Here is a 13,112-nt window from a genome sequence, read left to right as displayed (position 1 = left end):
CTTGTCCCTCTTTCAATAAGTACTTTTATTTTAAGGTTTTATATCATTCCTTTTAATATTAAACCCAAAACCGACATTGTGATTGCGCTAATAATAATTCGTAAAATCCAAGTTGTATTCATACTAATCTTTTCTAATTGCTTATTAATTGTAGCGATGTCTTTCTCATTAATTGTTGTGCGAGTTTCTAAATTACGAATATCACGCATAATTTCTTTTTGTTCTGCTTTTAAACTATCGATTTTTACATATACATCTTCCAATACATTCACATCCTTTTATCATCTTAATAAAGCAATCTTTATATGATATGAGACAACCTTATTCATGGTGAATACATCGTAGGAATCTCCATACAAAAGCCGTATTTTGTGCAAAATAAAAAACAGCTTATGGCTGCTCTGGTTTCTTATTTATTAATTGTTGTAATAACTCTTCTAAAGCTGTAATTCGCTTTTCTTACTGATTCGTTTTTTATTTATCGTTCATCTAACTTTTGTTTTAGTATGACAGTTCGTTATATTAGTTGACCACTTCCGTTACATCTTTTAAAACAATTACATAGGTTGCTCTTTGTAATACTTTGTGTTTCGTTTCTAATCCACCAAAAGCTTTTTCTATACACTTCCACTTCATTTCCTTACCGTCAAACACATCATATCCGGATAACATTTGAAATGCATAATTTACTACATCGCTCCCAAAATCCGGTCGCATTTTAAACCATCCTTTCACATTTGAATGTGTAGTATGTGGAAACGCTTGTTTTCCTAATGTAGTTAACTCGTTTATTAAATCTTCCGGAAGTTTAAACAATGGAAATTCAGAAACCATTAATGATTCATCATAATTTAATTGTTCTCGAACTCTATCAGCATTGATATTGATAATCATATGATTCTCCTCTAATAAGATATCAGAACCATGATCGATTGTTAATTCATCAAATACCGGTTTGAAAAATTTAGCCATAATAATTCACTCTCTTTTCGTTTTATTTGTTTAGTAATTGTTGCACTAATACCTTTAATTCATCAATTTCAGCTTTCATTGAAACTTTCTCAAGTTTTTCTGTTTCAAGTTGTTCTTTAAGATTGTCAACTTCCTGCTTCCACATACCGTGGTCAAATTGAAGATTTTTAACTTTAAAGTCAACTTCTTGTATTGCTTGAATAGAAATTGAAACCGTGCTATAAAGTGTTACAGCGTCTTTCTGTGGTGTGGTGAATACATCGTCAGAGTCCTCCGCAATCATACCGTAATTAATTGGAAGTATAATAGACTCCCCTGACTCGAAGCGTTCAACATCTCTTATAAAGTGATACTGTTTGATGTTTACAGAGTTGATTTTATCTAAAGCAGAGAATGGAAGGTCTTCTATGTCCGTTTTAAGCGTACGAGAAGAATTAGGGATAAATTCTTGCGCCCACATACGCCCTGTAGCAGATATATTTTCTTTAGCTCGCAGTGTTCTTAATTCTATATCTTTCCATCCTTGACCCATCATATCTTTAATCTGCAAGCCATTGTTATAACCTTGTACAAAACTTGACCTTATCATTGCATTACCCATGATTAAATCATGATCGGTGGCGCCGTTTACGAAATGTATTTTATAGTCACTGCCTTTTCTTTTGAAAGTAAACTGCCCCGCGTTATTTGTAAAAATATGCGGCTCAGTTGTAGTTACAGAGAAGTAACCATATCCTGGAGCCCATCCTTCAGATTCAAAAATAATATTATTCAAGTTTTGAAAACGAAATTGTCCATCTGAATATACGCTCAGATGTCCACCATCATTATGCATTTGAATATAGTTTGACCAAATATTAGTTCCTTCTGCATTTTCTCCTTTAGAAATCCCAAATTTTGCATATGCTTTAGAAGGTTGATCGACTCCATTAATTCGCGGCATGACTTGATAAATATAAAACGATCCTGTACCCCTGTATTTAATATTGTCAGAACCAAGGACGAGTGAAGGTTGAATACTTCCATCATTTGTTTCCATAAATCCTATATAGCCACGTGGCTTATCTGCATCGAAAATCTTCATGTCTTGCTTATTTATTTCAACAAATCTGTTTCCACTCGTTTTAAGTGTTACTCCTTCTAAAACTTTTCCTTTGATATGATTCGCTGTAATAAAACCTACTAAGTTAATTCTGTTCGCATTCAAAGTAATGTTTTCTTTACTCATATTGAAGGCTGCAATTACATCATTTTCTTTTACAGATATACTAACGCCTTTTTCCGTTAACTGAAGACGGGTTTCCATATCTCTTACATAAGAATCTTTTGCAAATTGTCCATTTGCTTGCTCTATTGTATATACTTCTGTCTTTTTTGCTGCAGCATTGATCCCCAGCTCATTGATAGTGAAACGGTTATCAATTAAAGTCATCTTCTGGTTAAATTGTTCAGTTGCAAGCTTGTTGGCTAATTCATCTAATAAATCTTGTTTATTCTGATTAACTGTTTGCTTCAACTCTGGAATCTTGAACCCAGCAACATAATCTTGTACTTGTTTTAGTTCGACTTTACCTTCAAGTGCTTTCGCAGTATTTTCCCAACCAGCTTTCGCCTCTTGTAATTGTTTTCCTTGTTCTGTCTGCGTATTTTGTATTAAAGAGACATTTTGTTTAATGGTAGTTGCATCTTTTTCTACAGTAGCAACACGCTTATCAAATCCACTTTGATTGTTTTCTACTTTTGTAATTGTTTCTTTAATTCCATCCACGCTTTTTGCAATTTCAGTTGTTTTCTGAGTGAACTCATCCGCTGTTACCTGTTCTTCAGGCGGTGCTGTCCAATCCTGTGGCTTATTCCCTTTATACAAGGCGACCCATTCCACAATAGATTTCGTAGTACTACTCGGATAGTTATATAAGCTTAACTTTCGTTCATTTCCATTTGTAGCCGCAACAGCTTTAAAAGTTACATAAGTTATTCCATTCGCATAAACACTTGTTGCATATCCAACATTGCTAGACCCGCCATTCTGCCAAATTCCAAATTTCTGCCCTTGTGGGACACTCCCTTTAATTACAAAGGTATATTCCTCACCCGCAAAAAAATTTTCAGTTAGAGAATATTGATTGATTAGATAGTCTGTTTTTTCATATTTAACATTTGATTTTAATAAAAGGTTACGTCCGCCAGCTTTATCACTATTAACCTTTGTTTCTACACTCGTTAACTTCTCGCTGATTTTCCCAGCTTTTTCTTCTATTTCAGTAGTTGTTTTCTTTAGGTCACTTGTTGTTTGCTGCACATCAGAAATAGTTTTCTTTGTACCTTCTACAGTTTGTTCGACTGTATTTAATTTATTGCTGATATCAGTATCTTTTTTTGTTAACGATTCAATAGAAGTTTTAAATCCATTAGAATCTTGTTCAAACTGAGTTACTTTTTTATTGATTTCACCTTGTTTATTTTCGATATTAGAAATTGTACGACTGACACCTTGTAACCCTTCCTGTACTTCGTTGAATTGTCCTGTAGCTTGATTTTGTGCTTCTTGAACCTTTTTGTTTAATTCTGTTTTTGTAGATTCGATATCCTTATTAACCTGCGCTAGTGCCTCTTCCTTGATAGTTTCTGGATCAGGAACAACCGATTCCCACGCTGCACCTGTCCATATTTTTAAAATACCAGGCTTCCCATTACTAATATCACGCCAAAGTGTTTTATAAGGTTTAAGTCCTGTTGTTGGTGGATTTTTAGCTTCAATGATTTCTACCGTGTTATTTTTAAGATTCTCTTGAACTTTTTCAGCCAGTGTTTTCGCTGCTTCGGATTCTTTCTTAGCATTACTAGCTGTTTCATTTGCATCTTTCACTAATTCATCTAACTGATCTATCAGTTCTTGCTTACTTCCTAGTGAACTAAGAATACGATTATATATTTTTCGTAGTTCTTCATTTGGATCAGTAATTTCGCGATAATCACCAAACACATATTTATCTTGTGTAGGATCCGTAAAAGATTCATCACCAGCAATTACCCGTGCTTCAAGGTATAACTTAGGCGTGAAGCCTGTATCCTTGATTCGGATAGTATCGCCCTCGTTAATTAGTTCATGTGCTAGTCCGAAAATACGTCCGATCGATTGTGCTTCTACTTCGTAAGAAACTGAAGAATTGACACGTTTTTTTAATTCTATTTCCATTAACGTCATTAAACGTTTTGGAGTCATGTCTAATTCTTCTGTTTCTGGTGTATAAAAACCAAATTTATGTTTACCACGTTCATTCCATCGTTGAAATGCATCATTATCAACAATATAGGGAAGTCCCCTATTGATACTTTCAATTGTAATTACGGTATCGCCTTCGCCTTTCACAAATCCGACTAGTGCTGTACAAATATCTCTTGAATGTTCCGTACGTGTAACGCCTATCAAATCTTTACCCAACTCTATTTCTTTCCCAGTGTCTCGACCACGTCTTTGAATCATATCAACATACCATCCAATTATTTGTGACCCTTGAATCTCAACACGGTACTGAATTTCTAATTTGAATAAAGAAGCTATTTTCTTTAAAAATGTTAGGGGATCAATAAATTCATCAATGGTCATAGTGTGGAATCCCGCATAATCCGATTTCCCACGTTTCCATTTCATTCCTACTAGGGCCATATCAATAAATTCGTTTACCGTTTTACCTTCTATTCGTTGCGGTTTTATAATTCCTGACTTAGCAATTTGAACCCAAGCTCCTGAAGCATATGTAGTAATGGATCGTTTATCAGAATTCTTCTCAACTTCTGTAATAACATATGGTACAATTCTTCCGTCGCGAACTTCTTTTAAAACAAGATTTTGTTGTTGTAACGTAGCCGAATGAGTTGTTCCATCAAAAACAGTAAAATCCAACATATCAACATTGTTTTTGATTTCCCAATGCCTTTTATCATCCCAATAGTCCTGCGGCTGAATAGCTGCAACGATTTGATCTGTTTTAAAATCCACAACATGCAAAATGCCGCTTGGTGTTCTCATCTATATCTCTCCCTATAACTAACGGTCGCTTTAACATCTGGTGGCATTATTTCGATTAAATTTTCGCCACGTATTACAGTTGGAAAATTACTAAAAATGTCTTTTAAATTAATTGCATTCTTACCGTTAATTGTTACAAGACTTTTTTCTGTATCAATAATAATTTTGTCTCTTGCATCAAAAATGTAAGGCGGATCGTTTTTGGTATTTAAATTTACTTTCCAAAACTTTAAATCACTAACTGACATCGCTTCTACGGGCGGAACATCTTGCCATTGCATAATACTGATTTGAATTTGCGCCGCTTTTTCCATGTGATAGTTATTTTCATCCGTCCACCGCACAAATCGTTCAGAATCATCTTTTTCCGTCCCCGGGAGGAATTTCGAAATATACGCTTCCCATACATTTCCTGTTCTAGCTATCCACAATCGCCCTTGATACTGGTTCCAAGTGTTTGGATAATCTCCACTTTCATGAATTAAACTTCTTCTTCCTGGTTTATTATCATAACCGATTACCATTGTTCCGAAGTTTTGTTCAGCTTGCCAAAATACATCAGTCATAGCTATTTTCGAAAGCACTTTACTGTTTTCATCTAATATCGCTATTTCCACTCGCCCCATCTCATTGATACGTTTACTTTTACATGTAACATAAGCCTGCATAATAAAATCTTGCACTGGCCCATTAGGTATATTTTTTTTAACAGCTGCACCATTCCATCCTTTTCCTGTCCCTGTACCATAATTAGAGCAATAAAATTGATAACCGTCTGATTTCATTTCACCGACTGGGTTGCCATCTTCCATTGAACTTACTTTACTCCACCCAACAGTGGTAGTCATTTCATCCCATATCAGCCTTTGATTTCTCTCTACAGGTAGTTGCTCTGTTTTTAAAGGATAACCGATTCTAAAGTAATCGCGATTATAAGGGGACTCACCAAACCAAACATCTAAAAATGTACTTGGTTTCTGTGCTTCGATTTCAATAATTGGAGGTGCTTCTATATTCCCTTGATTAATAAAAGAAGTTGTAACTTCAGTATCACCTTTTTGAGAGAACGTGTGAGTATTTTGTTTTCCTAATTTATATGGCATTGGACAAACAAAAGTAATAACGCCTTTACCTCTATTAATTATTTCATCCAAGTCAACAGAACCATCGATTAATGCTAGATAAGTCCTATCTAATTCATCATCAAAAACAAGTTCAGCAGGTTGCTCTGTATAAAGCCAATCCGCTAAGTCTTCTTTTACCTTTTGTAAATCAGCCATATCTTTTTTCGCTTTAATTACAAGAGGAACATCAATACGACGTTCCTCCGTTTCTGTATTAAGAAAAAGAGCCCCTGCATGATGAGGGACTCTTACTAAATTCCTTTTAACTGGAGCCCAGGAAGGGCGTTTTCTTCCAACTAGCATTTGAACATAATCTTTTTTAATCTTATTAAAAGTAAAACTGAGTTTCCCCAACATGTTCACCACCCTTAAAATTCCGCTCTTCTTTTTTGTTCACGATCTTGAAGCTTTGTAGTATAAGTGTAACTTCCATTTGCTAACTCTTTTCCATCTAAAACATTGGTCATATTCAAAGTGAGATTTAGTTCTTTTTCAATTTGATTCGCATAACTACGTTGCTCAGGTGATTCTAATGGTCTATACCAAACTTCTCCTGGGTTATCTGATAAAACTTCTCTCCATCTAGGGAAGCTTCTAACCTCATTAATTGAAAGACCTTCAAATCGTTCCATTTGACGTCCGATTTCTTTCACAACGTCATGCATACTTTCTGGTATATGTGTAAGCCAATCATTTAGATAATCTCCATCTACAAAAATAGCATTAAAATATTTCGATAGCGGATCATCCCCATTAAATTGGAATATATCACTTTCTGAAATTTTACGTAAGCCATCGGACGCCATACCTGAAAATGCTGATCCAATGTTGCTCATTTGATAATTCAAGGCACCTACGACTCGTTTCGCAGCGTCTACTACAAATACTTTCCCTTTATCTATACCAACCCCAAGACCTTCTGGAACGGCACTTCCTAAAGGAATCATAACTTTTGATGGACTGTTTATATCTAATGCTCCCGCAATTGTATTTTTAATCTCTCCAGCTATGCTTTTCGCTTTACTATATAAGCCGCCTGTAGCATCATCTAAGCCTTTTTCAAGGCCCTCTATAATTGACTTACCAATGGAACGTAAATTTATAGATTTGAAAAATTTTTCAACTGTATTCCACTTATCTTCAATGCCACGTTTTATTTCTTCCATTTTATCTGTAACAATTTTTTTCTTTTCTTCAAATTTCTTTGAAACTGTATTTTTTATTTCTTCCACCTTACTGTTTGCCGATGTTTTCATATCCTCATATTTGTTGGTAACATCTGACCACATTTCTTTCATTTTTCGAACAACATCATCTTTCATAACCTGGTATTTCGACTTCACTTGACCAGTTTCCCAATCTACTTGATTCACATGTTCACCAGCTTGTGATTTAGCTTCATCTACAATTTCTCTATGTTTGTCTTTAGCTGTAGACACTGTACTGTCATACTGACGTTTCGCCTCAGCGATGATTGCATTCGCTTCATCTGCTGTAATGGTTTTATTTTCATCACGTTGACGAATCGCCTCAGCAATTTTTTCATCACGGGTCTTTTTCGCATCTTCAATCACTTTATCCCTTGCTTTAGCGCTATTCTCTACAACTTCTGCTGCCTGTCTAGCTGAAATCTCACTGGCCTGTACGCGCATATTTTCAAGAATAACTTTTTGCTCCATTTGATTTTTAGACATATGCTCTACAGCAACTCTGTCCATTTCATCCTGCAATGCTTGTAAAGAGATGCGTTCGGAGGTCGTTAATTCTCTATTTTCTCTAGCTGCTGTTTGTAAAATTTCTTTAATTTTATTTTCCTTTTCCTGTGTTTTTAGCTTTTCTTGTTCATAATGTTGATTTAACTGTTCGATTCGTTTGTTCTCTTCTTCAGCGGTCAATACATATGAATCAGCAAAGAATTTTTTAAGTCCTTCAATTTCTTTTTGCTGTCTTGTATTAGTTTTTTCAATAATTGTATTAGCTAACTTATCATATTGACCTATTAATTTTTGTGACTGCTCTTCTGTTATCACTTCATGGTTCAATCTAATTTCAGTTAACTTTTGTCTAATGCCATCAGACAGCTTGAAATACTCACCAAGAACTTTCTTTGTGGAAGAACTTACTTTCCCCTCTGTATTGGTAGCAAAACGATCTACTGAAGCGATACTGTCTTCAGTTGCTTTTTGATATGCTTTATATGCGACAACCCCAGTTCCAATAAGAGCTGCTGCTATTAAACCAACAGGTCCAAGAAGCAATCCTAATGCACTTCCTAACATACCAACTGCAGCACCAGCAAGACCTGCAGCACCACCAGCAATTCCTAACGCTGTTGCTAATGCTCCAATTCCTGACATGATCATCCCGAATGCTGCAAGAACAACACCTATTGCTGTTGCTATTGCTGTAAGCGCAAGAACAATACCACCTGTAATTGCGATAGCCTTTTGTACTGGTCCAGGTAATGCGTTGAATCCATCCACAAGTTTCTGCAACCCAGCAACAAAAACACTAACCACAGGGGCTAGCGCATCACCAATTGTCTTTTTCATCGTCGAAAACGCTGAATCTAGTAATGTAAGGCGTCCCTTTAACGTATCAATCTTAGTGGCTGCAACCTCAGCGGCTGTCACTTTTGACATGGCATCCCACATACTGTTTACCCCATTCGCACCTTCTTTGAAAAGAATAGTTGCACCACGTACAGCATCCGATCCGAATAACGTTTCCAAAGCCATACTACGTTGCTGATCTGTTAAATCTTTCATTGATTCATGAAGTGTTCCCGAAATATTTTCTAAGCTTTGAATATGTCCTTGTTGATCATAGAATTTTGATGATAGGAACGCTGAACTTGTAGCTAATTCACGAAATGTGGTATCACACTTGTCATTCCACTTTTTCGCACCTTCTATTTTCATTACATAGCCTTCTAAAGCTTGCTCAATATCACCGACGCTCCTTGAAGCTGGTTGTATACCGTTTTTAACAAGAAAATCATAACCAGCTTGTGCATGATAAGTAATTAACCCTAAATCCCTCATTTGATTATATGCTTCTTTTGTTGTTGGATTTAATCGCATAAGCATTGTTTTTAAAGAAGTACCTGCATCAGAGCCTTTTAAACCATTTTGTGCAAAAACCGCTAACGTAGTAGCTGTATCCTTAAATGTCATTCCAGCTCCTGCTGCTACTGCTGATGAAGCTGAAAGACCGTATTTTAACTCCCGTACATCTGTTGCTGAAGCATTAGCGGCTCCAGATAAAATGTTTGCTGCATCCGCAACTGAAAGATGATCTGCTTTAAATGCATTTAAGGCTGTGGATGCAATCTCTGCCGCTTCACCTAATTCTAGTTCTCCTGCTGTCGCTAAGTTAAGAGCACCCTCTAAACCACCATTTATAATATCTGTTAAACTAACTCCAGCTTTTATTAATTCCTCTATACCTTGTCCTGCTTGAACACTAGAGTATTTTGTTGTTTCTCCCATGTTGACAGCTAATTCACTTAATTTCTTCATTTCTTCTCCAGTAGAACCAGATACAGCTTTAACATTGGCCATTTGTTGCTCAAAATTCATGGATTCTTCTACAGCCGATTTTAAACCCCGACCTATTGCATAAGTCATTCCACCAAACACCATACCGATTTGCATACCAGCATTTTGCAAATGATTACCTAACGTCTCCATACGAGTACCGAAGTTTAATAAACGATTTCCTTGTTGTTCTAATTCGTGGTTCGACTGACGTAATTCGTTTTCAAATCGATTTAGTTCACCTGTTGCTCGATGGATTTGTTCTGCATATCGCTGTGCTGATTGACTTGCTTCACCTTCTTCTGTTTTTGCACGATTATAGGCTTGTTGAAGTTCCCTAACCTTCTCTTTTTGCTTATCTACTATACGAGACAGAACGTCTACTTTCGCCCGTGTTTGTTCCGTTGCATTAGAAAAGCCGCCCATACCTGTTGTAATAGACTGAAATTCAGCCTGTAAAGATTTTAAAGAATTGTTTAACTTATCCATCCCTTTTTGTTCAGCTTGACGGTTTACTTGCTTTAATTCATTTTCAAATCTATTTAAATCAGCAACTGCTTTATTCACTTGTGAAGCATATCTTTGAGTTGCTGCATCATTTTCACCTAATTTAGCCTTATTTTGATCATAAGCTTGTCGTAATGCTTTCACTTTTTCTTTTTGTGCATCAATAAGCCTACTGAGTGTGTTCATTTTCGCTTGTGTTTGTTGACTAGCACTTGCGAATCCACCCATTCCAGTACTAACAGATTTCAGCTCATTCTGTAATGTCCTAACCGCACGACCTGAGTTTGCGATACCTTGCCGAAAATTTACGTTATCAAGGGATAGCCTAACGACCAAATTATTCATTTCATTCGCCATAGTCTCACCCCCTCATTAAATAATGTTTTCTGCCGGAACTTCAATTTCATTTGAGTTATGATTTTCACTGTTTGAATGATCTTGTTCACGATATTTTTGATTTAGCCTTAAATAATGCCAGATATCCATTTCATTATCGATATGATGATGTTTATACCCCTGACGTAATAAAGAGAGGTAGAGCTCGTCCATAAACTCACTGAATGTTAGCCCTCCTCCCTCTACGCGTTTGGGTTTGTTTCTTCTCCAGTTCCTGGTGTACCACCAGCCGCTTCCACAGTTGCATTAATAATTGCATTAATTACATCTGAAGTTGTCGATAAGAATTTACGGGCATCCACGCCGTCCCAATATTGATCCAATGTAAATTGTTCACCGTAAACTTTTACTACATATTGAACCATTTTATCCATATCCTCAGGCCCAGGATTGTTTGGAATATCAGCAAGTTCAGGTGCTTGACGAATCAAACGAGCCGGAATGAACTCCGGTAAATTAAAAGTTTTCTTTTCTTTATTGATTACTAATGTTAGTTTCATAGGTATTCCTCCTTAGTTAATAAAAAAGAGAGAGCTTTTGCCCCCTCTTACTTTCCTGCTGGTGGTGTTGCTGTTTTTTCATATACCTTTTTGAACCAATTGTCTCCGATAGCTTTTGTGAATGTAGGCTCGTCAGCATCAGCTGTAAATTTAGGTCTATCATCAAAGTCACGTTCAATGAATGAGCCTTTAAGTTTTGTAGTTTGGAAGTTTGGTTTATCCTTCTTAGTTTCAGCTTCTTCCTCCTCTTGTGAAAGCTTCCCTTTGAGTAACCAAACATAACGGTATTTACTATTGGCCTTTAAAAAGCGCCATCCAATTGCTAAATATGGCTTTTCTCCCTCTCGTTTTTCATCTAATACGCCATCTGTAACTTCTGGATACCCTTCAATATCTGCTTTCGCTGATAAGGAAAGTCCACGAACTTCAATTTCAACTTCCACTTCTCCGTCAGATTCAGCAATCTCTGATTTTTTATTATCACTCCACATAATTTCTGAAGCTACTTTTTTAGAAGTTTTAACCTTTACTGCCCCTTCTAACTTCTTTACATCTGCATATGAAACACCTGATGCATCATCTTTTAATAGTTTTGCATAAACAAGACTATCTACACCGACAGTCGAACTAATTGTAATAATTTCTCCAGCCATCTATAACTCCACTCCTTTCGCGAAACGCATCGCGTAATGAAAAATTTGTGTATCATCTTCATACAAATCAGCTACTGCATAACGTGAGAAACCAATATCTTTCATGATTTCATTTACTTTTTGATGGATTGCTGTTGTACTACCTTTTGACCAGATATCGATTTGGAATGTGATTTCACTTTCACTTTCATCATTATCCGCAAACCCATCTGGTCTATTGTCTAATTCAAAAAATGTAATCCGTGGAAACTCTTCAGCATTTTTAGCTTTACGATAATAAACACGTCTTCCACCCAATAAAGAAACAATCTCCTGATTATTTTCAAGAGCTTGGACGATTTCAGGTCGTAAATTTATCATATATTCAGCCTCATCTCATTCTTTAAGATGTCTGTCATAGCACGTACCGCATCCGCTTTAGAAGCGTTAAAACCGGGTTCTATAAATGGATGTGCCGGCATTTTAGAAGTACCCCACTCTAAAAACTTTCCATAGAAATATGGAGAACGATCCGCTTTGTCTATTCCAATCTTGATCGTTTTCACACCATTTTCCATTCGCGCCTTTGTAACCCGTATATTATCAAGCAAATGTTGGCCTGTACGCCAAGGTTCACTTTTGGACGGTTTTTTAGGGCTTGAACTCCTTGGTTCACTTCTTTCAGCAATAGCTTTTCGAATTTGCTCACCACCAGCCGCAAGTGCTCCGTCTTCAATCTTTTCTCCACGTAAACCCATTTGTTCTAATTCAGATATCAAGCGATCAAAGCCTAAAAAATCAACACCATCAGCCATTCATTCCACCACGCTTCCACATAATTGATAAGGTGTGTTTTTCAGTTGGAATAACTGAAACAATGTCATAAATTACGTTCTTATATTTAATCTTCATATCAGCATTCACATCAGCACGATATCGGATTTCTGTTTCACCTTGAATTTCGCTATTAGCTGCCGCTGCTTCAAAGTATTTTCTTCCCTTTAAAAAAATAAAAGAGCCCCATACAGTAAAGGAATCCTTGTAACCTTCTATTGGATCACCGTCTGGGTTCTTTGCTTCATCATCTTTCACTTGAAATGTAAGACGTTTATCTAATTCACCTGGATTCACTTGAATCACCACCACAATATTGCAACTGAACTAATATCGATTGCAAACTAAATGCTAATTGTTCTGCTTTCCCAACCGCCTCACGGTTTTCATGCCAATGAGCAATTAAAATACGAGCTGCTAATTTAGCAAGCTCACTTTTTAAATCCACATTTTTACTTGTAGCATTTTTAATATATATTTCAGCTGCTATTACGAAAGATGTAATGAGATCGTCCTCCTCATCACCATCCACACGAAGATACTTTTTCGCTTCCTCTAATGTTAGTACCAAGAAG

The 13,112-nt window shown here is 36.3% G+C and carries 11 protein-coding genes; all 11 read right to left on the bottom strand.

Translation table 11 applies throughout. The annotated features are described in order from the left end of the window. Positions 1–38: 38 nt before the first annotated feature. Positions 39–263, bottom strand: coding sequence for a hypothetical protein (locus tag CN409_RS12825; RefSeq protein WP_000390479.1), 225 nt, complete (start codon positions 261–263; stop codon positions 39–41). 259 nt (positions 264–522) lie between these two features. After that, complete coding sequence (locus CN409_RS12820) at positions 523–972, bottom strand: hypothetical protein (RefSeq protein WP_044307546.1); 450 nt, start codon at positions 970–972, stop codon at positions 523–525. 22 nt (positions 973–994) lie between these two features. Next, complete coding sequence (locus tag CN409_RS12815; protein WP_097981530.1) at positions 995–5,005, bottom strand: phage tail spike protein; 4,011 nt, start codon at positions 5,003–5,005, stop codon at positions 995–997. Next, positions 5,002–6,486 carry a distal tail protein Dit gene (locus CN409_RS12810; RefSeq protein ID WP_044307548.1) on the bottom strand — a complete coding sequence of 495 codons (1,485 nt, stop codon included), beginning with the start codon at positions 6,484–6,486 and terminating at the stop codon, positions 5,002–5,004. The genes CN409_RS12815 and CN409_RS12810 overlap by 4 nt, the downstream gene beginning before the upstream one ends. An 11-nt stretch (positions 6,487–6,497) precedes the next feature. Next, positions 6,498–10,532 carry a phage tail tape measure protein gene (locus tag CN409_RS12805; RefSeq protein ID WP_097981531.1) on the bottom strand — a complete coding sequence of 1,345 codons (4,035 nt, stop codon included), beginning with the start codon at positions 10,530–10,532 and terminating at the stop codon, positions 6,498–6,500. A 221-nt stretch (positions 10,533–10,753) separates the two neighbouring features. Continuing rightward, entirely contained in the window at positions 10,754–11,071 is a 318-nt protein-coding gene (gene gpG, locus CN409_RS12800; protein ID WP_016077610.1) for a phage tail assembly chaperone G, read from the bottom strand. 47 nt (positions 11,072–11,118) lie between these two features. Next, positions 11,119–11,724, bottom strand: coding sequence for a major tail protein (locus CN409_RS12795; RefSeq protein ID WP_016077611.1), 606 nt, complete (start codon positions 11,722–11,724; stop codon positions 11,119–11,121). Next, entirely contained in the window at positions 11,725–12,084 is a 360-nt protein-coding gene (gene gp17 / locus CN409_RS12790) for a tail completion protein gp17 (protein ID WP_097981533.1), read from the bottom strand. It lies immediately after the preceding gene. Beyond that, the gene (locus CN409_RS12785) at positions 12,081–12,518 is read right to left on the bottom strand and encodes an HK97-gp10 family putative phage morphogenesis protein (protein ID WP_016077613.1); all 438 of its coding nucleotides are present in this window, start codon (positions 12,516–12,518) and stop codon (positions 12,081–12,083) included. The genes gp17 and CN409_RS12785 overlap by 4 nt, the downstream gene beginning before the upstream one ends. Then, a complete protein-coding gene (locus CN409_RS12780; RefSeq protein WP_097981534.1) occupies positions 12,511–12,834 on the bottom strand; it encodes a phage head closure protein in 324 nt (107 codons plus the stop codon). Before CN409_RS12780 ends, CN409_RS12785 begins: the two co-directional genes overlap by 8 nt. Beyond that, positions 12,821–13,108: a head-tail connector protein gene (locus tag CN409_RS12775; RefSeq protein ID WP_016077615.1), complete on the bottom strand. Its 288-nt coding sequence runs from the start codon at positions 13,106–13,108 to the stop codon at positions 12,821–12,823. Before CN409_RS12775 ends, CN409_RS12780 begins: the two co-directional genes overlap by 14 nt. Between the last annotated feature and the right edge of the window lie 4 nt (positions 13,109–13,112).

Origin of the sequence: Bacillus sp. AFS012607 (assembly GCF_002558005.1) — a bacterium.
Classification (GTDB): domain Bacteria; phylum Bacillota; class Bacilli; order Bacillales; family Bacillaceae_G; genus Bacillus_A; species Bacillus_A thuringiensis_S.
Note: the sequence above shows the minus strand (reverse complement) of the source record. Positions and strands in the feature narration are given on the sequence as shown.